Source organism: Actinomadura rubrobrunea NBRC 15275, from assembly GCF_001552235.1.
GTDB lineage: Bacteria > Actinomycetota > Actinomycetes > Streptosporangiales > Streptosporangiaceae > Spirillospora > Spirillospora viridilutea.
In genome coordinates this window covers 1-24,388 of record NZ_BCQU01000024.1, presented here as the reverse complement: position 1 = coordinate 24,388, position 24,388 = coordinate 1, and the positions used below count along the sequence as shown (strand labels likewise).

Sequence of the window (24,388 nt, the reverse complement as noted above, 5' to 3'; positions counted from 1 at the left end):
AGTTCCCACTCTGTCCACGGTCCACCCTCGCGAAGCCTGATGACGGTCATGACAGGCTGCGCCGGAGTGCGTCGAGACCGTACCGCGCCTTCACGTCCGTTCCGTCGCCGTAGTGGTGCTCCTCGAGCAGCGGCAGGATCTGCGTCCGCCAGATGCGCCGCAGACCTTCCTCGGTTTTGGCGCTCTCCCGCATCAGATACGAGGGACCGATCCGAAAGTCACGGTCCTCGATGCGCCTGTTCAGCTCGTCCAGCAGCCGGGCGGGCTCGTCGGAGGGGAACTGCTCCCGCCTGAGCCACTTGCGAAGCATCTCGCTGGTGGGCGGCTCGTCGGGGTGCAGTTCGACGAACCAGAACCGGCGCCGCATGGCCGCGTCCACCAGCGCGATCGACCGGTCGGCGGTGTTCATCGTGCCGATGATGATGACGTTGGGCGGCATCGTGAACTCCTGCCCGCCTTCCGACTCGTACAGCAGCTGGACGGACTCGCCCTTGCGGTATTCGAGCAGGAAGTACAGCTCCCCGAAGATCTTCGCCAGGTTGCCCCGGTTGATCTCATCGATGATGAGCACGTAGGGCTGGTTGGGGTGGGCGTGCGCGGCCGCGGCCATTCGTCGGAACGGACCGCGCACCAGCTCGAACCGGATCTGGCCGTCGTCGGCCGTGCGCGGCCGGAAGCCCTCGAAGAAGTCCTCGTACGAGTACGCGGGGTGGAACTGGACGAGCTTGACGGTCTCCGGCTGACCACCGGTCAGGTACCGCGCGAGGTGCTGCGCCAGGTACGTCTTGCCGGTCCCCGGCGGCCCATAGAAGATCAGCTGAGGCCGCTCCCGCAACAGTTCCACGCACTCCTGCAGCCATTCCCGGCCGACCAGCAGGCGTTCGGCGAAGTCGGACGTCACGTCGGGCAGCCGCATCTCCCGATCAACGACATCGGCGTCCTCGCCCAGGAGCTTTCTGAAGTCCTCGTAGAACTCGGTCACCTCGATGAGCTCCGCATCCGGGTTGCTGATCCGGGCGGAGAACTCGTCCGGCAGGTCCTCGGTGTAGTCGAACGGGGCGCCGGCGTTGCGCCACTCGACGCTGCGCTGAAGGTTGGCGCGCCTCTTGACGCTGCTGACGAACATCGGCGGCCCGACCACGACGCCCACATAAACCTTGGCGCCGTCGTTAGTGACGACGATGTCGCCCTCTCGCATCCGGGACAGGAAGGCGTGGTACTCGGCGGTGAGACGGGCCCGGTCCTGTGCGCTCGCGCCTGAGTAGTCCTCGTCGATCGCCGCCTTGACCTGCTCGATGGGCGCCTCGGGCGGCAGTTCACGCAGGCGGGACGCCGGTAGCGAGCAGATCCCGTCTTGCAGCCACAGGCCCCGGATCAGGTTCTCGCCCAACACGTTGGAGCCGCGCACCAGCCACGCGCGATGCGGCATCTGCTCCACGGAGGTGACCAGTTGGCGCAGGTCGCTGCCGGGAATCCGCTGTGACGCGTCCGCCCGACCACTCGTGACGTCGATGTCCTCCTCCTCAAGCGCCCTGAGCCATTCTCGGCGGTCGTCCTCGTTCAGGTGCGCCGCGGCGGGCAAGTGTCCGCCGTCATCCAGGACACGGCGCCAGCCTTCCGGCCGCGCCCCCTGGAGCCAGGCGACAAGGGCATCGGCCTGTAGGCCCGTCTCCTCCGCCAGTTCTGAGGCCGACGCCCACGCCCCTTCGGGGATCGCCTCGACCAGACGCTGCACCATGGCGAACCCCGCCTTGTTCCGATTCCAATAGTTGTACCTTCCTTGGGCTGCTTCATAAAACGTTTGCGGGTCGGCGTATAGGCGAAGCGCGTGACGGCCGACCGGCGTGAGAAACCATCGGCGGCCGGTCTTCGTCAGCCACCCGGCCTTGACCAGATCAATGCTGCCGAAGCTGAACTCCTGACGGACGGTGGTGGAGCCGCCGCCCCGCAGCTCGGAATACTCCCGCTCGGCCGTGGGAAGGCGCTCGGTCACCATCTGCCATAGCTCTCGCTCGCGAAGCCCTTCGGGGTGCTCGGCGAGAATGGACGCGCCCATGTGTTCAAGCCGCGCAACGAGTTCCCTCATCGTGCTCACCGCTACGCCCCGTCTCCGTTCCCTAAGACCCGACCGGCTTGATCACGGATTGAGCGTAATCGGCACCTTGAACGCAGGGGGGAACATGTCGCCACGTGCCGGATTCGGCCACGACGGGCAGACGGCGGATCCGCTCGACGGCCCCTGCCTACAGTTCGCCGCGCAGGTATCGGCGGTAGTGTTCGGCCAGTTCGCCGGTGGGCAGGTCCGGCCAGCGGGTGAGCGTCCCGGTGCGCCGGTCGACGACGAGCAGACCGTCCCCGCCGGGAACGGGACGGGCGACGAACCCCTCGGCGAACTCCTCGATCACCAACGGCACGCCACGCGACCCCAAGTGCTCGTCCGCCCGCCGCCACGCCTCCGCGCGGTCCACGGGCGACGGATGGATCGAATACGCCGCGAGGGCCTCCGCGATGGCCTTGAGCGTGGGACAGGTGGACGTGCCGCAGGCCCGGCAGATCTCGTGCCCGTACGGATCCTCGCCCGGCCGATGCCGGTTCAGCACGGCGCTCAGCCCCGCTGCGCAGCCGAGCGTCAGCCGCCGCGCGTCGCGTACGAAGGCGCGGGTCCGCCAATCCGCCCGGCCGTCGCCCGCGATGGTGTGGATCGCGCGGACATCGGACCGCATCGCGATCAGCATCACCGCCTGAACCTGCTCCTGAAGTCTCTTGTGCTGCACCGCCACGCCGCCGTTCACGCGTCCTTCTCCTCGGTGAAGACGGCGGTCACCGTGCGACCTTCGTCGTTGCCGTGCCAGCCCCAGCTGTCGGCCAGCAGGGAGAGGGTCCGCAGGCCGCGCCCGGTCTCGTCCCACTCGGACGCGTCCGCCGGGACGGGCACACCCGGGCCGCCCTGGTCGGCGACCGACACCGCCACCTGACCGTCGGTCCGCAGGACCTCGACGGTGAACGAGCCGCCGTCCTGGCCTGACCTCGTGTGGCGGAGCGCGTTGGCGACCAGCTCGTCCGCCGCCAACAGAACGTCGTCCAGGTACGGGCAGCCTTCCAGCAGGCAGGCGACGAACCTGCGCGCGCGGGCGGCCTGCTCGGGACCGCCGGGGAAGACACGGCGCCAGTGCAGCGGCGCGGCGTCGGTCGTGGGGAGCGCCGTCGGGGGCATGGGACTCCTCGGATGCTGACGAAGTCTGACGGAGCGTCGGGGTCTCCCCCTTCGCCTCACGCACATCGTCACAACGCGTGGCCGTTCGAGCACGAACAATCGGCGACCGCGACCGGCCGGCGCCCCAATTGGCACGAGCTCGCCTCGCAGCTCCGCCCCACGCTCATGCCGCCATCGAACGGTGCGTTCGCGCACGTGCGCGATCCGCACGTTCATCTCGCGCATGTGCGGATTTCGGCCCGGCTCACCGAAGAGGTGGAAAACAGGGACGCACGACCGCAACCGGCCATTACCTTGCATAACCCAGGTCTGTTGCAGAAAGTCACTGATCCGTACGCAGTGTCATCGCCTGGAGGGAGAGCGGTCATGCCGAGCCCTTATGTCCGTCGCCGCCGACTCGCCGCCGAACTGCGCAGGCTCCGCGAGGAGCGCGGCCTGACCGCCGAGGAACTCGGCCAGGTCCTGTTCCACTCCCGCACCAAGATCACCCGACTGGAGAACGCCCAGGTCCGCCCGAACCTCGCCGAGATCATGGATCTCCTCGAACGCCTCGAGGTGACCGGTCCCCGATACGACAAGATCCTCCGCCTGGCCCGCGACGCCGCCGCCAAGGGCTGGTGGGACCGCTACGGCGCGTCCATGGGCCCCCGCCAGCGCCTCGCCGCCGACCTGGAATCCAACGCGGACACCATCCGCGGTTATGACCAATCCGCCTTCCCAGCCCTGCTCCAGATTCCGGAGTACGTCGACGCCTTGGTCGAACTGGACGAGCGTCAAGGAACGCTGGACTACCGGCCAGACCGGATGGCTCACGCACGCACGCAGCGCCAGCAGCGTCTGCTACAGCCGGGCGGCCCCACCTACGAGGCGATCCTGGACGAGAGCATGATCCACAGGCTGGCGGTACCTCCTGAGATCAAGGCCGCCCAACTCCGCCACATAACCACCCTGGTCTCATCAGAGGAGCACATCAGGGTGATGGTGCTGCCGTCTGACAAGCCGATTCCGGGTGGGTTCCTGCCCAAGGCGTCGTTCTACCTCTACACCTTTCCCGAACCAGGAGACCCGCCACTGGTCGTCGTAGACACGATCACCACTGACCTCATCCTTACTCAGCGCAACGAGGTGAAGCGGTATACCGATATGTATGACCGTCTACGAGAGGCCGCACTGTCTCCGGACGACAGCATCGCCTTCCTCAAACGGGTAGCCGATCGGCTGACAGACCAGGCAGGATCAAGAACATGACCAAGCACTTCAACACCTGGCGCAAATCAAGCCACAGCGAACCTAATGGTCACTGCGTCGAAGTAGCTCGCGCCTCCGACGGCACCATCGCCATCCAAGACTCCAAAGCCCCAGGCAACCCCCTGGAACTGACCCCCAACGAATGGCGCGCCCTCCTCAACACACTCCGCGAACACCACTGACACAACCACACCGGCCTTGAGACCAAAACACTGGCCTCAAGGCCGGACCACTTTCACGACACCATCGCCCCGTCTCGCCGTACTGTCACCGGTAGACCAGCTCAAACGCACAGGATCAAGAGCATGGCCTCTCATTACGGAGAATGGCGAAAGTCGAGCTACAGCGAGGCGAACGGCGACTGCGTCGAGGCTGCTCGCGCCGCCGATGGCACCATCGACATCAAGACTCGAAGGCTCCAGGCGTCCCCTCGAACTCACCCAGAAGCAGTGGCGTGCCTTCCTGAAGTCGGTTTACTCACTCCCCCGTTGACGCAATGCCCACACTCACCAGCCTTGAGGTGATATCAACTAACTCAAGGTCGAGGTGTTTATGAAGCCGACTGCACCTGAATATCTGGGTGCCGAGGACCTTCCCCAGGTGGTGGATCAAGGATGGTTTTGTACGGCTCCCCGGTCTCTATGGCCCGCGCCATCGCGTCGTAGATCTCCAGGATCAACACCTTCGTCCGCGTGAACCGCCCTGGATCATTCCTGCGGAACGCCCCAAAACTGTCCATGATGTACTCGACGTCATCGCGAGCAACACCATAAAGATGGAAGTAGGCGGCATCCAACTCCGCCCGAATCGCGAAGCGCCGCTCCTCATCCCAAACAAAAGGCGCTCCATCACAACCAACATCTGCAGCAAAACCTTTCATATCCCAGGATGTATACACCAATTCACGCACGCGCCAAGATATCCAGTCATGCAGAGTCGCGCCAGCCTTCCAGGGCGACTGCTTACCATACTCCCTTGGCGGGATGACCGGAAGCTGCCTGAGCACAAAATATGCTACCGAAGTACCTGCCGACTTCTGCCGACAGATATAATCCACAACAAAACTGCCAAGATTTGCGATCAAGCACTCAGCCCGCGATAGAACGAAGAGCAAAGGCAGTTTGTGCCCCACTGCGACAAGCGGCAGTGGGGCACATATCAGCGTACGTTCATCCGTGCTACGGGCGACGTCTCGCCAACCGATAAGCCACCCGCGATCCCACTTGTCACGCAGTCGTTCCTCAACTTCTCGCCCATCCACCCAGTAGCGGGGCATCGTCACACATTCTGGATCACGCTTTTGCTCCAAGGTTAGGCGCGGCAGCGTGCCCATATTCGCTTGCGCTTCGGTCTGCCCTTCGTACGTCCCAAGCCGGTGATCGAAGTGGTGGACCATCTTGGCCTCGTAGAGCGGAAGCATCCGCTCCTCACCTCGAACAAAGACGTTGCCCCGAAGAGTCCAACCCTCACTTTCCAACTCTTCCCGAGTTCTGAACAAACCGGAGTCTGTAGCCATATTGAACAGGCCTTGCATGAACGAAAGGCCCCACGAATTATTGTTCGGCCGCTCCCTCCAAAGCACAGGCACCCGACGATAGATATCGAGCGTTATCTGTGCATCCCGTCTGGAGCGAAAGAGGGGAACAGTTCCCGTGTTGGGATTGATGAGCAAGATATCTTCGGGCGACATCGTGAACCGACGACTTTCAACGTCCGACATTCTCCGAACCCCAAATGAGAAGCTTGCTTTCTCAAGCTTGACTTGCCGCCCCAACGTACTCAACAGACAAAACCGCGTGGAATGATGCACCGCCCTGCTTAGCAGAAACTCCTCGTTTTCAAACTCCAAGAAGGTGGCAAGGTGGCCATTGGTCACCAAATCCTTAAAGAAGAAGGCCGTAGTGGCATCAGTTGCGATGCCAGTTGGAAGGACAAGACCACTGCGACCGAGCGGACTTATGATCGTCTGAGCAGTCTCAGCAAAGACAGCGTAGGTATTAAGTCGCCCCTGCCCCGTACGCTCATAGCGCTTGGAGCCACGGAGAAACAGACTTTCTCCAGCAATCCTTCTAAATTCTCGGCTGTAGTCTAGATATAGAGATCGATCGTTCCGATCGTCACTTTTTTCTAGCGCTTTGATCAGCTTCTTTCGTTCGCTGGCATTGGGCGCCTTTGCAATCTTCTCGCTTCGTGAGGCGAAGAACTCCTGCTCCTTGAGTTCGATTTTCTCCCACGGTGGGTTGCCGAGGACGCAGTCGAAGCCGCCCTGCCAGCCGGTGTCAGGGTTGGCGTCGCGAGCTTCGTCATCGCCGACGCGGAAGACGTCGGGGAACTCCAAATGCCAGTGGAAGAAGCCGTACTGCTCGACGATGTCGTCGAGCTCCCGTTCCATCTCCGGGGTGGGGCGGGAGCGGGGATAGAAGCCTTCCGTCTCGCGATCGCCGCCCATGATTTTGAGGGTGGCGGTGGTGATACCGCGGGGCGCGGTCGCGTTCTTGGGGAAGACGAATGCGGCACACCAAGCGTCGGCGATGCGCTTGCGGAGCTGCAGGTCTGGCGAGCCGATCAGGGCGCGGAAGCGGCGGGCCTGCTCGCGGATGTCGGCGATCGAGCGGACGCGCATACTGTTCAGCTCGGTCGCGGCCTTGGTGAGCGAGGCCGTTCCCTCTGGGCCGATCTGCTCGGAGGTATCCCAGAGTTCGAGCTGGCCGCCGCGCTCTTGGGCGTTCTCGCGGCGGAGCTGGGCGGCGATCTTTTTGTCGTCGTCGCCGATGGGCTTGTACGCCTCGTCCGGGATGCCCTTGAACAGGAGCGCGGGCGTGGTGCCGAGGAGGGAGTTGCCGACCTTGATGTGGGAATCCAGGAAGGCCAGTGGGAGACCGGGCTGGAGGGATTCCAGCCAGAGGGAGACCTTGGCCAGTTCGACGGCAAGGGGGTTGATGTCCACCCCGTAGATGCAGCTGCGGACGACCTTGTGCATCGCCTCGCGGATCGCCGCCGGGGTGGGCTCGTCATCCCCGTACGCCATGGCGGCGTAGCGCTTGGCGATGCGGCGGGCGGCGGCCACCAGGAAGTGCCCGGAGCCGCAAGCCGGGTCGCAGACCTTGATGTCCAGCAGGTCGTCGGGGTGGTGCCGGCGGTTCGCGTACTCGGCGACGACCGGATCGAGCGTGGTCTTGAGCAGCTCGTCGATCAGGTCCGTAGGCGTGTAGTAGGAGCCGGTGGTCTTGCGCTTGTTGCCCGGCAGTTCTTCCAGCCAGAAGCGCGGCTCGGCGTTGTCGACGCGCGGTTCGAGTTCCAGCAGGGACTCGTAGACGCTGCCGAGTTCTTCGGCGTCGAGGTGCTGGTAGTCGACGCGGTGGACACGGCCCTTCTTGTCCTTGAACGTCGACAGGTGGCGGATCGCGGACAGGAAGCGCTCGTTGGTCAGGTCGCAGGCGCGGAGCAGGTCGGGGGCTACGTCGTCGGTGGCCAAGGGGTCGCCCGCGCGGAAGAACAGGCCGCCGAGGGCGGGGAGGGCGAGTTCGGGGCGGCCGTCTTCGCAGCCGAGCGCGTCGAACACCAGGACCTGGGTGCGCCAGAGGTCGGTGTGCCGGTCGCCTCGGCGGCGGGTGGAGATCCGGCGGAGGCGGGCCGTGGAGAAGTAGGCCGTGTAGCGTTCGCGGGCCGCCTGAAGTTTAGCCCGTTCGTCCGGGGTGGCGTTCTCGGGGTCGGGTCGCAGAAGGACGTTCCTGTCCTCGGCGACGAACAGGAAGATCAGCTGGTAGGCCAGCCGAAGCAGTTCGTGGTGGAAGTCCTCTCGGGTGAGGCGTCCGGACGCCAGCTCCTCGCGCAGGCGGGGGTTGGCTTCCAGGAAGCCGGTGCCCAGCTCGTTGAGGGCGCATTCGACTCCCTTGCGGAGCTGTTCGCGGGCGCGGGCTCCGGTCTCGATGGCATGGTTGCGCCAGCGTTCCAGCCAGCAGTCGGCGGCCGTGGGCTCGGCGTCGTCCTCGCGCGGCAGAAGTTCCCAGCGGGAGGAGTGCAGAAGCGCAAAAAGCAGGACGAACTCGGAGAACAGGTCGCCCTCGAAGATCGCTTCAAGGTCGAATTCGATGTAGGCGGAGCCGATCAGGGCGGAGGAGTCGCGCAGGATGCGCAGGACGCGGCCGTTCGACAGCACTGCCCACAGGTGGCGCTCGCTTTCGTTCAGGAACTCCTGCACCATCGACTGCGGGGCGCGGCCGGTCTCGCCTTTCGCTCTGGTCCGACGGTCGAGATCGGCGTTCCAGCCGAGCAGGTGGACGGCGACGTGCTCGCCCCACTGGTGCGAGATCGGGTACGTCTTGTCGCCGACGGTGATGCCGCCGCGCAGGTAGGTGAGGCGCCCGAAGCCGAATTCGTCGAACAGGCGCAGCAGCCAGCGTTCGCGAGTCTCGGTGGTGGCGGGGTCGGTCTCGGGGAGCGCGGCGAGGCGTTCACGGAACGCGCGGTAGGCGCCGGTCAGGTACTCCCACTTGCGGCTGGCCGCCTCACCGAGGCGTTCACCCGCGGCCAGGTGGTAGTCCTCGGGCCGATTGCCGTCCAGATCGCGGTCGGCGGCCCTGATGCGTTCGATAAGGTCGGCGGACAGGAGGCCGCCTTCGATCCGTACGGCGGTGTAGGGGGAAACGGTCGTCACCGGCCACCTCCGGCGGGAAGGTAGACGTAGACGCCGAGCACGTCGGCGTGATCGTGCGGGATGACTTTCAGGCCGCGGCGGATCGCGCCCACCGAGCTGCGCACCCGCCGGTGGGTCCTGAGCAGCCGGTCGGCGAGCTCGTGGCCGCGTGCGTCGAGATCGGCCTGGACCGAGCCGGCCGGCGCGGGCTCCCCCGGGCGGGGCGGGGCACCGAGTTCGGCGATCGAGGTTTCCACGGCGCGCTGCACCAGTTCGGGCAGCACGTTGGCGTCGGGTCCGGCGCCGAGCAGCGTCGCCACCTCCTCGTCGTCGAGCCAGCGGCGTCCCTCAGGGGTCGGATGGTAGGCGACGATCTGGGCGTCCTCGGCGACCAGAGCACGCGGCTGCGCTCGGCCGGGCACGTGCAGATGGAAGCGGTATCGGACGAGGAGCAGGGTCGTCCGGACGGTGACGGCACGGGTACGGATGGCGCCGCAGCGGCGGGCGGGCCGGTGCCCGTCGGGGATCTCGGGGTCGAGAGCCGCGTCCACCACGTACCGGGCGAGCGCGACGACGGCCGGGTCCGTGCGGACGAGGGCGTGCTCGCCGCGCGAGACGGGAAGGTCGTGCCGAAACACCAGCTCCGGGGCCTTCGCCTCGTCGTCGGCCGCGCCGATCAGGCCGAGCGCGTGCCGCACGCCGATGGGCAGGCCCTGGGTCTGCACGGTGAATCCGTCTTCCCGAACCTGGATCGCGCCGCCGAGCGAGGACAGCGACTCGCGGACGAAGCGCGCCACGTCGGTGTGGCGGCCCAGGGCGGTGCGCGCCTCGGTGGCCTCGCGGCGCACCTCCTCCAGCTCCTTCACCCCGGAGTGGGCGTACTTGGTGAGCACCTTGGACTCGCGGGCCGCTGCACTCTCCCATTCGCGGTGCAGCTGGTCGCGGTTCTGGGCGACCTCGATGTCGATGGCGAGTTGCTCAGGGCTTCGGTCGCGCAGCAGCAGCCCTTCGACCAGGGCCTTGACGACCGTCTCGTTGCGTTCGGGCACGGGAACGGCGACGCCGGTCTGCCGGGCGATGGTGGCGTGCTTGCGGATCAGCACGTCGAGCACGACGCCGTCGATGCCGTTGTCGATGCCATAGAGCGTGACCGCTCGGACGATCTTGCGACGCTGGCCGAACCGGTCGACACGGCCCTCACGCTGCTCGTGCCGGGTCGGGTTCCAGGCGAGGTCGTAGTGGACGACCGCCTGGAAGTGCTCCTGCAGGTTGATGCCCTCCGCCAGACAGTCGGTGGCGACGAGGATGCGCCGCCCCTTCTGTTTGGTGAGACGCTCGATCCGGTCCAGCCGCACGCTAGGAGGCAGGGTGCCGGTCACCGACGCGACCGTGGCCTTGCGGCCGAACGCCTTGGCGAGGTGTTCGGCGACGTATTCGGCGGTGGGGATGTACTTGCAGAACACGATCGGGTCGTAGCCGTCGGCCTGCAGCTCCTTGAGCACGTCGATCAGCTTGGCGAGCTTGGCGTCGTGCTCCGGCCCTTCGAGGGACTTGGCGGTGCGGGCCATGGCGCGCAGCTTGTCGCGGGCCGACCTCGGCAGCGCCTCATCGTCGGCGCCGGGTGCGGCGTCGATGCCTTCGATCGCCTCGTCGTCCACCAGGTCCATGACGCCTGCGGCGCCCAGTCGGTCGGCCTCGGCAGGCGTTTCCGCAGCCGCCGCCGCCGCACGGGTCTGCAAAGTCTCCGCGGCCGCGCGGGGAGAGGAGGCCATGGAACGCAGCAGCGCCAGCGCCGACCACCAGCGCACCGGACGGCGGTCGGCCCCGTACGACCGGTCGTTCACCGTCTTGCGCGCGTAGTCCAGCGCCTGGCGCATGAGCTCGGCGTACTCGCTGGACTGCTCGTAAGGTTCTTCCCTGAACTGGCGGTCCTCGGGGAAGAGCGTGTTCTCGTCCAGGTAGCGCCGGATGTCGCGGCGGCGGCGCTGCACGTAGTGGCGGGCGAGCCGGTCACGGCCCTTCTCGGTCTCCAGGTCGACCTTGGCCAGTTCAGGGTCGAGGAGCCCGATGAGGTCGCGGAACGCGTCCTCCTTGCCGCTGTGCGGCGTCGCCGTCACCAGGACCAGGTGCCGGTCGGGATCCTGGGCGAGGCCGCTCAGCAGCTCGTACCTCTTCTGCCGCTGGTCGCCCCCGGCGCCGTCGGCGGGAACGCAGGTGTGCGCCTCGTCGACGATCACCAGATCGGGGCAGCTGCGGAGAAACAACGCCCGACGCCGCTCGGCCTTGATGAAGTCGGTGGACACCACCGTGTACGGGTACTTCTCGAACAGCGACTCGTCGCTGCGCATGCCGCGCTGCAGCTTGGCCACGGTCGAGGGCAGGACGAGGGTGGCGTCGATGGCGAACTTGTCGCGCAGCTCGGCCTGCCACTGCTCGGCCAGCGCCGGGGAGCACAGCACGGTGAGCCGTTCGGCCTCGCCCTGCTCCAGCAGTTCTTTGGCGATGAGCGCGGCCTCGACGGTCTTGCCGATGCCGACATCGTCGGCGATCAGCAGCCGTACCGTGTCCATGCGCAGAGCGAGCAGCAGCGGCAGCAGCTGGTACTGGCGCGGCTCCACCGCGATGGAGGCCAGCGACCGGAACGGCCCCGCGGCAGAGGTGAAGCCGATGCGCATGGCGGTGCGCAGCAGGCCGGCCGCCACGCTGTCGCCGATGTCGCGCGGGTCGGCGGTGGGCCGGGGGAAGCTGGCGGGCTCCACCTCGTCGGCGAACAGGCCGGTGGTGAACTCCCCGTCCCCGTTGAGCGGACGGGCGACGATGAAGTCGTCGGTGCTTTCCGGCAGGACCACCCATTCGCGACCGCGCGCGGTGACCAACGAGCCCGGCGCGTACCCGGTCCCCGCCATCAGCCCTTGCTCCGACCAGGGCCGAACACGCTGGGGTACTTGCGCACGATCTCGCTCCACTCCTCGTCATGCCCGAACCTGATCACCAGCCAGCCGAGGTCCAGCAGCCGGCCCTCCGCCTGGACGTCGCGTTCCCACACCGCCTCATGCCGGTGGTGCGGGCCGTCCACGAACACCGCGACCGGCCCGGCGGCCAGGTGGTAGACGAAGTCGGGGCGGGCCAGCGCGTCGGGGACCAGCATCTGGGCCTCGTCCGGAAGACGATAGTCGCCCTGTTTGAGGAATGTGACGAATCGGCGCTCCAGCTCGCTGCCCGAATCGGCGGACAGCCCTCCGGCGTGCTCGTCGAGCGTGCCGGTCTGGGCGCGGCGGCCCCTGGTCGTGGCCCCGGCCAGCTCGGTGAGCAGTCCGACGACGGTGTGCCGGTCGATGAACTGGTGGAACAACTGGTTGGTGTAGGAGAGCAGACAGTCGTAGCAGCCGCGCTCGCAGCGCTCCCGCGCGCCCGGCGCGCCGCCCTTGTCGCTTCCGTCCACGGGGTCGATATGGATGATCTCCAGGGCGGCCTTGGCGACCTCCGCGAGGATCTCCGGTTCGTCGTGCAGGCGGCGCAGCGCGCCGGCGCCGCCTTCGGCGCTCTCCACGAACAGCATCCGGCCTCGGCTCTCGGGGTCGGGCAGCGACTCACTGGTCAGCTCGGAGTCCTCCAACTGGAACAGCGCCTCCATGCCGCGTTCCAGGGCGTAGCGGAGAGTGACCGCCTCGATCTCCGAGACGCTGCGGGCCAGGCGGAGCACGCAGATGTTCTTGTGGTCCTCAACGAACGGGATGACCTTCACCGCGCGCACGGCGTCCTTGAGGGACCCGAGCTCGGCGTCCTCGGGGGTGAGGTCGGCCGCCTGGCTCTCGCTCAGCCAGCGGCCACGGATGGGGTCCAGCCAGAAACCGACGTCGCTGGGGTCCCTGCGGCGGCGGCGCCCCCGGTTGATGACGCGGATGGCGGCGGCGTCCCCGTACACCAACTCGGCGAGCTGCGTGCCGTCGCCGGCCTCGACGGTGGCGTGGAGCCGCCCGGGCCGGGTGCCATGGGTGCTGAACCGGTAAACGGTCTGCAGTTCGAAGCCCGCGCGGCGCCGTTCCTCCTCGTCCGAGGAGATTCGCTGACGGCGGACCGTGTGCACGGTCTGCAACTGCATCAATCCGGAGAGCGCGCCGCCGAGTTCGGCGCCGCACTCCTCGCAGCGGTCCGTGCCCGCCGCGCGGGAATGCCAGTAACCGCAGGAGCCGCAGATGCGGGCCTCGGTGGTGGCCACCTCGCCCGCTTCCGCCCCGGCGGGCACCTGAACCCTGCTCACCTGGTAACGGGCGCCCTCGTGGTAGATGAGCGCTCCCGGGCCGAATTCCCCGACGGCGATGAACCGGGGCCGCTGGATATAGGTGCCGCGCCTGCGTTCCCCAGGAATGTACGCGGCAAGCGGAAGCCGTGGGAACGAATAGCCGGGCAAGAACCCTTCAGACGCGAAGTAGCGGTAGGTGTAGAAATCGCTGAACTGCTGCTCGGAGTCTTCGTTCTTCAGCAGCTTGAGCTGGTTCTCGGCGTCCATCCGGCGACGCTGCGCCTGCTGACGCGCCTTCGGCGACGTCGCGTAGTCGAGAACGCGACGGTTCTGCTCGCGCTGCTCGGCAAGAGCCGCCCGGTACAGCTGCCGCCAGCGGTCGCAGGCGGCGTCGAACCGGTCCGCCGCCCCGCGGACCACGTCGTGCACCCACTCCTCATACCACCACGAGGTGTCCTTGATGGACGGGCGGTCGGGCCCGGCGACCATCAGGTCCTCGAGCACCCGGACCGCGCGGTCGATGGCGCGCCGACGGGCGTTCTCGTCCCGGAACTGGTCGAGCAGGTGCGGATGAATCTCCAGGGACGGCTCCTCCCCCGAGATGTCGAGCACGTCGCCCATCCGAGCGCCGAGCGAAACCCCGGTCTCCGCCAGCCAGATCGCGTGGACGTGGGAGCGCAGCAGGTCCTCGTTCGTCAGATCCAGGCGGGGCGGCTTCACGCTCCCGGCGACCATCTGCTCGGAACGCCGGAAGTAGTACTGGTCATGCGCGCGGCCCGTCGAGCAGTAGGTCGTCACCAAGGCGGGCTGCCCGCTGCGTCCGGCGCGACCGGAACGCTGGGCGTAATTCGCCGGGGTGGGCGGCACGTTGCGCATGCCGACCGCGTTGAGGGTCGCGATGTCCACCCCGAGTTCCATGGTCGGCGAGCAGTACAGCAGCGGCAGCTTCGCCTCGCGGAAATCCTGCTCGCGTTGCATCCGGTCCTCGTTGCGGACCTGCGCGGTGTGCTCGCGCGCCTCCAGGCCCCGCAGCTGGACGGCCGTCTCCCGGTAGAGATCGCGGAAGAACTCGTTGACGCGAGCGCCGACCTCAGGGTCGACGACCTTGCGCAGCGGGTCGGGCGCTCCCGATGTGCCGTCCCCCGCACGCCAGATCAGCGCCGACGCCTTGAGTCGGTACCCGGGCACGCCCTGCCGGTTCTCGGTGACGGTGGTGAGCAGGCCGTAGGTCTCCAGAACGGTGAGAAGGTCGGTGATGATCTCCTGAGCGTCGGCGACCGAGAGCGTCCCGCGCAGGTTGGGGAACTCTTTGGGCCTGCGCAGGTAGCTGCCCAGCGCCGTGCGGCCGGTGAAGTGGACGCTGTCACGGCTGCCCCCGCGGCCCGCCGGGCAGGCGAAGACCGTTCGCGCGGGGATGCGCGGTTCGCCCGGTGCAAGCGCCCACGGGCCGGTGAGGAGCTGGTCGGACAGGTTCTGGAGGCGCTCGAAGCCCTCCTGCGTCAGCACCTCGATGTCGACGGCGAGAGCGCGGCGCATCTCGTCGAGCAGGATGTGGGCAAGCTGCTGACGGTGGGCGGGCTCGTCCTCGCGCAGCGCGCAGTGGGTTCCCTCCCAGCACTCCTCGTCGGCCGCGATCTCTGCCAGATCCACGTAGTCGAAACGGATCAGGCCAGTCTGTTCGAGGTTGGGCATGGTGACGCGCCAGCCGCGCTCCAGGTCGGCGTAGATCCGATAGGAGAGCACCTGACGCAAGGCGCGGCGGACGTTCTCCTTCTGGCTGAACTTCACCTCGGGGTTCTGGGCGAAGTCCCGCATCTCCAAGCCCAGGGCCTTCTCCACGGCCTGGGCCACGGTCTCGTGCGTCAGACCGGCGGCACCCGCCGCCTCGGCGGCGCGGTACAGAGCTCCCCGGATCTGGGTGACCTGCACGAAGTCGTTGAAGAACCCGGCCTGCAGGCTCGCGTCCTGGCGGTTGTCGACGAAGGTCAGCAGCTTCTTGGCCTTGTCGTCCAGCCCTTCCTGGGTGCGCAGGCTCCGCACGATGCTGGAGCTGATCACCGAGACGGCGGAGCTGCGGCCCTCGGCGCTGAAGGAGGCCAGCTTGGCCAGGTCCTTGCCACGTGTCTGGGAATGGGACACGCGACAGCGCAGGCAGAAGCGGAAAGGAGTGGAGAAATAGGCGGCACGCAGGCCCTCGCCCTTGGGCTGCTCGCTTCCGTCCACCCCCAGCCAGACCTCCCGCGGCAGATGGTCTCGGAACCGGGGCAGCACATAGGGCTCGCCGTCGTCACCGGTGTCGTACCAGGAGTCCGGCAAACGCCCCGCTTTGATCGGGTCGTCGGCGGGCCACGGGTGGTCGGAGCTGATGTAGAGGTAGCCGTTGGCGGTGTCGCCTCCGGCCGCGTCCTGCTCGTAACGCGGGGTGTAGAAGACGCCGTCGGCACGTTTCGTCCGGGCCACCACCAGGTACTCCTGGCCGCATTCGCGGCAGAACGCCAGCGGAAGAAGGATCTTCTCGCGGTGACCCGGCACGCTGACCTGGTACTGGCTGGTGATGTGCCGTTCGTCCTCCGGCTCCAGGCTGACGTAGACGGTGTCGCCTTTGGTCAGGAACTGATGCAGCCGGAACGCGAACAGCGGCCGGCCGGTCTCGGGATGCCGGACACGTGCCCCTTGCTGCAGCGCCGCCTGGATCGCCTCCGCGCAGCGCTCCGGTGTCTCCCCCGTCACCTCCGCCAGTTCCCTGGCGGCGGTCGGCAAGGTCTTGGGACGCTGGCGGACCAGGCGACCGGTGCCTTCTTCCTCGGTCAGGCCGAAGGCGGTCTCGATCCACCCTGCCAATGGGTCGTCGACGAGCTCCTCGTACCGGCGGGAGGCGCCGCGCAGCACGGCGTCCATGCCGGCGCGGAGGGCCGCCGCGTCCGGATCGGTTCTCGTCGTCGCACGGCGCAGCGTCTCCCCGATGACCCGCTCCGCCCGGACCGGCGTGCCGAAAAGACGGCTCGCCACTTGCGCGATTTTCGCCTGGGCAGCGGCGAACGTGGCGTCGGTGGCCATCGTCGCCGACGTGCCGATGCACTGCAGGTCGGGGACCTCGCAGGCGTCCCGCAGCCGCCGGACGAGCATCGCCACGTCCGCCCCCTGCCGCCCCCGGTAGGTGTGCAGCTCGTCGAGTACCAGGAAGCGCAGGCCGCGGGCGGCTCCGATGAGCTGGTCCCGTTCGACCGGCCTGGTCAGCAGGTACTCCAACATCACGTAATTGGTCAGGAGGATGTCGGGTTTGCCTCGCAGCACCCGGTCGCGCTCCTCATCACCCTCCTGGCCGGTGTAGCGGGCGAACGACACGGGACGCTCGTCGGACGCCAGCCCCCAGTTGAGGTACTTCTGCAGTTCGTGCAGCTGGCTGTTGGCGAGTGCGTTCATCGGATAGACGACGATCGCCTTGATGCGTCCGGGCTCGGGATCGCGCAGCACCGAGTCCACGATCGGCAGGATGTAGGTGAGGCTCTTGCCGGAGCCGGTGCCGGTGGTGAGGACGTAGCTTTCGCCCGTCCGCGCCGCCTCGATCGCCTCACGCTGGTGCCGGTGCAGCGTCAACGTCCGCCGCCCCGGATCGTCCTCCCCCTCTTTGGCGCGGAAGAACCGGTCGCAGAAGGGGTGCAGCAGGCCCTCGGCGACCAGCTCCGACACCGTTCCGCCCGGCTCGAAGTTGGGGTTGAGGGAGAGCCAAGGATCGGGCCAGCGCACCTTGTCGGCGTTCTCCTTGCGCAGGTGGCGAGCGATCCGCTCGTCGCGCACCTGGACGAGCGACGAGGTGAAGGCGGCGTAGTCGTCGATCAACCGCTCATGCACCTGGAAGACGTCCACCCCGCGCCCCTTTCGCTTCCCCGACCCCGACGCCACTGCCATCTCAAGTGACGCCTGAGGTGATCTCCAGGATGACAGGCCGTCCGCGTGGTCTCACTGTACGGTCAGACGGCCATTGCACGGCAGGGTCGCCATAATCGCCGCACGGGTCCTGCGATGGCAAATTCATTAGGGGCGCCCGCACGCAACGACGACTGAATGGCTCCGGAATCGGATTCGCTCGTTCACTGAGCGCACACACTTGAGGCGCCGCTGGCGTCAACCGGGCTCCGCCCCTCGATGGAGAACGACAGAGAAGATCATCTACAGCTGTGGGGATTGTCTTACTGCGTGGTTATAGTTCTTCCCCCCGCCACAGGCGAACGAGGGGAGCGAGATGGTCGATCGGGCGGCGGTCATCGCCGCAGAACAGCAGGCGGTGGACTACGCCTACACCTGTTACGAACGGCGGTTCCGCGAGAACCGCGAGAAACTCAAGCCGAACCAAACGACCGATTCCCACGCCGGAACCGACTTCATCCCGGAAGCGGCGCCGGAGATCCTGCGCGAGGACGACCTCGGCGGAGAGGCACTGGTCGTGGCGCGGGTCGACGTCGTCGAAGACGGCGCGGAGCGCACCTGGTACATCGGTCGGCGGCTGGTACGGGACCCGGACTTCGAACCGGTGGTCATCAACTGGCAGAGCCCGCAGGCCAAGGACTGGTTGCTCCGGCCGCCGAACAAGGCGAAGGAGATAACGCTGCGCCGCAGGCTCCGCTGCGACGGCCGGACCGTCCGCGACTACCAGGACGAGATCGGCACCGAGCCGGTCAAGCCCGAGCGGCTCCGCGACTTCCTACTGGAAGACCTGGAGCGGGCACGCGACGGCACGATGCGCGACATCGTCGAGACGATCCAGCGGGAGCAGCTCCTGCTGGTGTCGGACACCCCCCGGGGCGTCATGATCGTGCAGGGCGGGCCGGGCACCGGCAAGACCGCGGTCGGGCTGCACCGCATCTCCTGGCTGCTGTACAACAAGCACTTCAGGACCCAGGACGTTCTCGTCGTCGGCCCGCACCGGCGCTTTCTGACCTACGTCCGCGACGTCCTGCCCCGCCTCGGCACACGTGGCGTCGTCCCCGTCGAGACGAGCCGCCTGTGGGACAAGCCGCGGGGCAGCGACCCGCTGCCCGCCCGGGCGGTGAAGGCGGACGCGCGGATGGCCGCGGTGCTGGAGCGGGCCGTCCGCAATCTGGGCGGCACCCGGGCTCTGGCCAGGATCGCCCGCGACGGCAAGTTCGGGTTCGACTTCGAGGGCTCCGTCATCTCGCTCCCACGCACGGAACTCGAAAGCCTCCTGAACGCTGAGGATGCACCGGGCCCCTATCTGACGAGGCGCCGCTGGTTCGGCACCCAGGTGGTCAACCGCCTGGCCAAGGCGGCCGCGGAAGCGCGGCCCGGCCGCCCGGACCCGAGGATCCGCGCGAGGATCGAACGGCATCCGCAGGTCGCGCGGCTGATGAACGTCCTGTGGCCGAACGTGAGCCCGGAGGCCGTGCTGCGCAAACTCCTCGACGACCCGGACACCCTGCGGGCGGCCGCCGACGGCATCCTCACCGAAGAGGAGCAGCGGGCCATTCACCGGCCCCAGGCCGCGCGCATGGCGGACGAGCCGTGGTCCCTGGAAGACCTGATCTGCCTGGAGGAACTGCGCGTCCTGATCAGCGGGGACGGGCCGCAGCGGTACCGGCACATCGTGGTCGACGAGGCCCAGGACCTGACGCCGATGCAGGCACGCGCGCTGGCGCGGCGCTGCCCGAGCGGCTCTATGACCATCCTCGGCGACCTCGCCCAGACCACCGGCGTCCACCGGTACGCCGACTGGGCGGAGCTGGCCGGCCTGCTCAGCGGCGAGGAGGGCTGGCATCTGGAAGAGCTGACCATCGGATACCGCGTCCCCCGCGAGGTGATGGAGTTCGCGCGGCCGCTGGGGGCGGCGGTCTCGCCGGGCACCGCCGCCCCGCGTTCGATCCGGCCGGGCGGGGACGGCGTGCTGCGGATCGCCGCCGCCGACCACGCCGAGCGGGTCGCCGAGGCCGTGGCACGCGCCTTCGAAATCCTCGGGAAAGAGGCGCACTCGCGGCGGTCCGTCACGCTGATCGTGCCGGACGCGCTGGCGGAGCAGACCCGACAGGCCGTTTCGGCCGTCGGCGGCAAGCGCCTCCCGCTAGTGATCGCCGCGCCGGACGCCAAGGGGCTGGAGTTCGACCACGTGGTCGTCGTCGAACCGGCGATGATCGCCCAGCAGGAGCCGTCGGGACTCGGTCAGCTCTACGTCGCCATCACCCGATGCACCCAGTCGCTGACCATTGTGCACGCCGATCCCATCCCCGCCGAGCTGATGCCGTCCGCCGCACCCGAGGAATCCGCCGCACCTGAGGAAGCCGAGGAAGACACCGTGACGCCCGTACCCGTCGTCGACGCCGACGCCGCCGACCAGGCGGCGGCCGACCACACCGCCGGATTCCAGCCGTTCATCTCCGCGCTGGAGCAGACCGTGCGCGAGGAGCGGCGCTGCCACGTGCACGAGGAGGTCCGCTTCTCACTGCTCGCCGAGCTGCACCGGGCGCAGCTCACCCCGGTCTCCCACTCGCCGACCGCCGACATCCTGTGCGAGACACCTGCTGGAACGGTCCTCTACGAGGTCCTCGGCAAGGGCGAGACCACCTATGCGCGCCTGCGCGAGGCGGTGCTGAGGATCATGGAAGTCCAGTACGCCGAGGGGCAGCCCGCCGACCAGCGGTTCCTTGTCCTGCCCAGCGCGCCCGCCGACCCCTGGTCCGTGGACGTGCTGTCGGAGGCGTTCGACGTCTCGGTGATCTGGCGGACGGCCGACGGATGGGAGGGACCGCAGGTGGGCATTGCCCTCGGCGGCAGTGTGTGAACGATCAGCTCAGGTAGGGGCGAATGGCTTCGACGATCGGGAGGTCGCCCGGCAGCCACGCCACGTCGTACAGCTCGTGCGGAGCGAGCCAGCGCAGCGCCAGATGCTCCAGCGGCTGCGGCTCGCCCTCGACCAGCTCGGCCGTCCACACCCGCAGGACGCTGCCGACGCCCAGCGCCAGCGGCCAGTCCCCGCCGATCCGGTCACCCAGGGCGATCTTGACGCCGAGCTCCTCGTGGCACTCCCGGATCAGGGCGTCCCGGTCCGACTCGCCCGGGTCGACCTTGCCGCCGGGGAACTCCCAGCCCCCGGCCAGTTCCGGGGGTTCGCCGCGCTGCGCGGCCAGCAGCCGTCCGCCGGCGATGATCGCCGCGCCCACCACCACGTTGATCGTGACCAGCCCCCTTCTCAGGACGCGGCGCCGTTCAGCGCGCCGCTCGCCCCTGTTTCCGGCGGCGCGCCGGGCGACGGGGCCGGTCGGGCGGCGCGAGCCGCCGCGACCGTGCGCGCGGCCTCCTGGACGATCCTCTCCAGGTGGTCGCCGTGCGCCCCGCGCCAGTAGACCTGGCCGCACTCGGTGCACCGACCGTACACGTCGTAACTGCGCCGGGTCCCGTCTGCCAGCTCGGGCGCGACCTCTTCTTTGCCGACGGGCACCAGCCGTCCGTTGCAGGCGGTGCAGCGCGTCCACGGCGACAGCGTCGGCGCGAACCGCTCGAGCAGGTCGCGCAGCTGGTCGTCGGGGCGGGCGCCGCGCACGTACGCTCCGAACCACAGGGCGCGGCGGCGCAGCAGGCCGCGGTCCTGGGTGAGCAGCACCCGCCGCTCCTCGTTGGCCTGGACGACCAGGGCCGGGTCGTCCATGTCGTTGTGGTAGGCGGTGTCCAGGCCGAGCAGCCGCATCCGCCGCGCGAGTGTGCCCAGGTGCACGTCCAGCAGGAAGCGCGGCGCCTCCTGGCCCGGCTCCAGCGGCACCGGCTGCGGACGCGGAACCGCCGCCACGTGCACCCGCTCGTCCGGCTTCGGCAGGTGCGACGGATCGACCCGTGCGCCGTCGACCGTCAGCGCGCCGACCTCGGGCAGAGGGACGCCGAGAGCCTCCACGACGTGCCCGAGGGACGAGGTCCCGTCGCACGCCACCGTCTGCTCCTCGCGCCTGCGCGCGGCGGGCAGGAAGAACAGCAACTCCGGGTCGATCCGCAACCGGATCTCGGGTGTCCGAGGCTCTGGCTCCACTCGGCCAGCATGCCACGCGAACCGGCATCCCCCATCTGTTTTATGGGCGGATCAGACGATGATCACGCGGCGTCTCTTTGTGCCTGAACGCGAGGGTTTTCCGCTTCTACGTGCTCGGATTGCCGCTTCACGGCCGAGCCCGCAGAAGCGGAGATTTCCCCTTTCGCTCTCCACATTGTCACTGTTCGGTCATGTTCGGCGTGCGGGACGCCAACGTGGGGCGCCATGACCACACCGCGCCTGTCCCTTCCGGATTCCAGTCGACGACGCGACCAGGACGCCCCCGGGCGGCCGCCGTCGGCCATGGGACGAGGTTCACACTCTTCGCGACGCAGTGTCCGCCCGCTCCGGCGTGACGAGGACGGCTCAACGAACTGCGCACCCGCCGACTCCGCGGTGTGCGCGTCCGGGACGCTCAGCGGGAGCGGCCGTTCAACTCGGCGAGCTGGCCCTTCAAGCCATCGATGGCCGGCCACCATCACGGACACCGCACCCGACACCGCGGCATCCGGCCCGGGTGCACGTCCCGAACGCTCAGCCCAACGGCCGTGCTCGGCGCGCCGCCTTGTCACGTCCGCGGACGTTCGGTCAGCGGGAGGCGTACAGTTCGGCGAGCTGCCGCTTCAGGTTGTCGGTGGCCAGCGGCCGCGTGGTGCCGACCCAGTCGGAGCGCTTGTACGGTTTCACGCCGATGTTCGGCACGCACGTCGCGCAGCTCGCCACGATCATCTTGTTGTCGCCGATGACCATGCCGACGTGCCCGGGGTTGTCGGGGCTGGTGCCCGGGCCCGAGTTGAAGAACACCAGGTCGCCGGGCCGCTCCTGGCCCTTGGGGACGCGCACGCCGAACGGCCACTGCTCGAACGTGGTGCGGGGGATCCGCAGGCCGACCGAACGGTAGGCGCCCTGCATCAGGCTGGAGCAGTCCCACGCGTCCGGGCCGTTGGCGCCGAAGATGTACCGCTTGCCGCGCTGCGCCATCGCGAACGCGATGATGCGCTGCACCAGGCCGTCGACGCCCGGGGGAAGCTCGTTGTCGTCGCACTCGATGCCGTTGGACTGGACGACCTTGAAGTCGCCGTCCGCGTAGCGCTGCGCCCACTCCAGGACGAGGTTCACGTAGTCCCAGGAGTGGTTGTACATGAAGATGGCGGTGCGCATGCGCTCCGGGGCGCCGTTGTGCTTGAGGTAGCGGGCCGCGGACGGGATGGCGTCCGCGGGGTCGTAGCGGTCCTTCTTGTTGTCGTTGTTGCCGTCGACGCCGAACTCGCGGAACGTCGCCTCCAGGAACTGCATGGGGCCGCCCGCGCCCGCGTAGTTCTCCCCGCTGGTCACGCCCGGCAGCCGGGAGGTGCCGTGGTTGGTCTCGACCTTGCCGATCCCGGCCAGCACGTTCCAGGGGATGCCGTACTCCTCCCCCGCCTTCTTGTAGAGCGCCAGGTAGTCGGCGGGGATCGAACGGGCGTCGGACGCCTCGGCGGGCTGGACCCCCGCCTGGGAGGTGTCGACGCAGCCCGCGCCGCCCGCGCCACCGCCGCCGAACAGGACCTGCGTCGAGCCGAACAGCACCGGGACGACCAGCAACGTCAGGAACAGCATGCCCACCGCGCCGAACGCCGTGGCCAGCAGCACCGTGCGACGATTCATTCCCGTTCCCCGCTCGCTTCCAGGTCCGCGAGGCCGGTTCGGGCGGCGCGGCGGCCGCGCCCGACCTCGCCGCTCCTTCGCCGCGCGCCGGTCCGGACGCGGGCGCGTCCTGCCGGCCCGCTCACCCGGTGTCCCCCGCCTGTCCCACGTCGGCGGGCGCGACGGCGTACACGCGGAGCGACCCGCCGTCCCGCGCGACGGTCACCGCCCACTGCCGGCTGTCGTCGCGCTTCTCGTCCCCGCGGGTGATCCGCTGCTTGCCGGTCACCAGGAAGATGATCGAGTTGTCCTCGATGTCGCGGATGCGGTCGAGCGTGGCGGTGCACTCGGCGGTCTCCCGCTGGCGGCGGCGCTCCTCCAGCCGCCCCGGCGAGCTCTCGCCGCGCACCAGCTCGGTCAGCAGCTCGTCGGTGACGAGGCCGGACAGCCGCTCGGCGTACGCCTCCGGGCCCTCGTCGTACCGGTACGTGCCGTACGCGGCGATGAACCGCTGCGCCAGGTCGGCGGCCGTGGCGAACTCGCGCTGGGAGAACGGCAGCAGCCGGTAGATGTCGAAGCCGCCCGGCGACACCGGCGACGCGATGCCGGGCGGCGGGGAGGCGGGCCCGGTCGGTCCGGTCGGGGCCGGCAGGGCGACGGTCCCCCGGTCGCCGCCGGACCCCTCGTCCTCGTCGCCGCCGGGCGAGGCGACCGTGAGGTACACGCCGACCAGGGCGAGCACCACCACCAGCCCCGCGAACAGAAGTCTGCGCTGACGGTCGGTCAGGTTCATCTACTCGTCCCGTTGCGGCTCGCGTTCCACCGGGCGGAGCCAGAACGGCATCGGCGGCCCCTCGTCGGGGGTGCGACGCGCCCACAGCGGCGGAGGCTTCGGCCGGCCTTCAGCGCCCGCGCCGCCGGAGCCGCCGCTCGACGCTCCCGAACGCGGCCTGGGCACGCCGGCGGCCGTGTTGCGGGGACGCCGGGCACCGACAGAGCCGCCGCTCGACGCCCCGGAGCCGCCGCCCCCGGTCCGCGGCCGGCCGCCGTTCGACGATCCGCCGCTCGGCCGCCCGCCGTTCGACGACCCGCCGGTGGAGCGGCCGCCGCCGGCGAACCAGCCCGCGCCGCCGGACGACCCGCCGCCGCCCGACGACGTCCCGTCGCCTCCCCCGGCTCCGCCGCGGCCCGTCCACGAGGTGGGACGGCCCGTGCCGCCGCCGGACGAGGCGGCGCCGTCGGAGCCTTCGCCGCCCCGCGCCGTGACCGCGCGGTCGGACAGGCCGCCGCGCGACGGCAGGTTGAGCGGCGGAGCGCTGCGCCGGGACCGTCCGGCCGCGGCGCCCGCGGTGCGCGGCTTGGCCGCCAGCACCGGCGCCGCGTCCGGGGACGCGC

14 protein-coding genes and 1 pseudogene are annotated in these 24,388 nt (G+C 68.7%); 4 read left to right on the top strand and 11 right to left on the bottom strand.

The genetic code is table 11. The features are described from left to right. Positions 1-46: 46 nt before the first annotated feature. The 3 genes from AR3_RS10020 to AR3_RS10010 form a co-directional block, all read right to left on the bottom strand. A complete protein-coding gene (locus AR3_RS10020; protein ID WP_146150171.1) occupies positions 47-2,086 on the bottom strand; it encodes an AAA family ATPase in 2,040 nt (679 codons plus the stop codon). Positions 2,087-2,243: 157 nt separating this feature from the next. After that, positions 2,244-2,792, bottom strand: a complete 549-nt coding sequence (locus AR3_RS10015; protein ID WP_067911983.1) for an SUKH-4 family immunity protein — start codon at positions 2,790-2,792, stop codon at positions 2,244-2,246. Then, positions 2,789-3,214, bottom strand: coding sequence for an ATP-binding protein (locus AR3_RS10010; RefSeq protein ID WP_083951230.1), 426 nt, complete (start codon positions 3,212-3,214; stop codon positions 2,789-2,791). The genes AR3_RS10015 and AR3_RS10010 overlap by 4 nt, the downstream gene beginning before the upstream one ends. A 195-nt stretch (positions 3,215-3,409) precedes the next feature. On the opposite strand from AR3_RS10010, the gene AR3_RS10005 reads away from it, so the two are divergent. The 3 genes from AR3_RS10005 to AR3_RS29475 all read left to right on the top strand — a co-directional run bounded on the left by AR3_RS10005 (position 3,410) and on the right by AR3_RS29475 (position 4,986). Then, on the top strand, positions 3,410-4,462 hold the full coding sequence (locus AR3_RS10005) for a helix-turn-helix domain-containing protein (protein ID WP_245637872.1): 1,053 nt from the start codon (positions 3,410-3,412) through the stop codon (positions 4,460-4,462). Continuing rightward, on the top strand, positions 4,459-4,644 hold the full coding sequence (locus AR3_RS29480; RefSeq protein ID WP_083951228.1) for a DUF397 domain-containing protein: 186 nt from the start codon (positions 4,459-4,461) through the stop codon (positions 4,642-4,644). Before AR3_RS10005 ends, AR3_RS29480 begins: the two co-directional genes overlap by 4 nt. 123 nt (positions 4,645-4,767) lie before the next feature. Continuing rightward, positions 4,768-4,986, top strand: a complete 219-nt coding sequence (locus tag AR3_RS29475; protein ID WP_083951226.1) for a DUF397 domain-containing protein — start codon at positions 4,768-4,770, stop codon at positions 4,984-4,986. A 26-nt stretch (positions 4,987-5,012) separates the two neighbouring features. Here the strand turns inward: AR3_RS29475 and AR3_RS10000 are convergent, their stop codons facing one another. From AR3_RS10000 to AR3_RS09990, 3 genes are read right to left on the bottom strand one after another with little or no spacing between them, the layout of a single operon-like run. Further along, positions 5,013-9,119 carry an Eco57I restriction-modification methylase domain-containing protein gene (locus AR3_RS10000; RefSeq protein WP_067911976.1) on the bottom strand — a complete coding sequence of 1,369 codons (4,107 nt, stop codon included), beginning with the start codon at positions 9,117-9,119 and terminating at the stop codon, positions 5,013-5,015. Beyond that, positions 9,116-12,004: a DUF8741 domain-containing protein gene (locus AR3_RS09995; protein ID WP_067911973.1), complete on the bottom strand. Its 2,889-nt coding sequence runs from the start codon at positions 12,002-12,004 to the stop codon at positions 9,116-9,118. Before AR3_RS09995 ends, AR3_RS10000 begins: the two co-directional genes overlap by 4 nt. Next, the gene (locus tag AR3_RS09990; protein ID WP_067911970.1) at positions 12,004-17,208 is read right to left on the bottom strand and encodes a DEAD/DEAH box helicase; all 5,205 of its coding nucleotides are present in this window, start codon (positions 17,206-17,208) and stop codon (positions 12,004-12,006) included. The genes AR3_RS09995 and AR3_RS09990 overlap by 1 nt, the downstream gene beginning before the upstream one ends. A gap of 376 nt (positions 17,209-17,584) precedes the next feature. On the opposite strand from AR3_RS09990, the gene AR3_RS09985 reads away from it, so the two are divergent. Next, positions 17,585-20,131, top strand: coding sequence for a HelD family protein (locus AR3_RS09985; RefSeq protein WP_067911967.1), 2,547 nt, complete (start codon positions 17,585-17,587; stop codon positions 20,129-20,131). 4 nt (positions 20,132-20,135) lie between these two features. Here AR3_RS09985 and AR3_RS09980 read toward each other — a convergent pair whose 3' ends face one another. From AR3_RS09980 to AR3_RS31045, 5 genes and pseudogenes are all read right to left on the bottom strand, one after another. Beyond that, entirely contained in the window at positions 20,136-20,510 is a 375-nt protein-coding gene (locus AR3_RS09980; protein ID WP_083951247.1) for a (deoxy)nucleoside triphosphate pyrophosphohydrolase, read from the bottom strand. Positions 20,511-20,539: 29 nt separating this feature from the next. Then, complete coding sequence (locus AR3_RS09975; RefSeq protein ID WP_227022954.1) at positions 20,540-21,367, bottom strand: Mut7-C RNAse domain-containing protein; 828 nt, start codon at positions 21,365-21,367, stop codon at positions 20,540-20,542. A 588-nt stretch (positions 21,368-21,955) separates the two neighbouring features. Beyond that, a complete protein-coding gene (locus AR3_RS09970; RefSeq protein WP_067911965.1) occupies positions 21,956-23,014 on the bottom strand; it encodes a C40 family peptidase in 1,059 nt (352 codons plus the stop codon). 121 nt (positions 23,015-23,135) lie between these two features. Further along, on the bottom strand, positions 23,136-23,786 hold the full coding sequence (locus AR3_RS09965; RefSeq protein ID WP_067911962.1) for a hypothetical protein: 651 nt from the start codon (positions 23,784-23,786) through the stop codon (positions 23,136-23,138). After that, a pseudogene (locus tag AR3_RS31045) lies at positions 23,787-24,388 on the bottom strand (type IV secretion system protein); the annotation flags it as partial.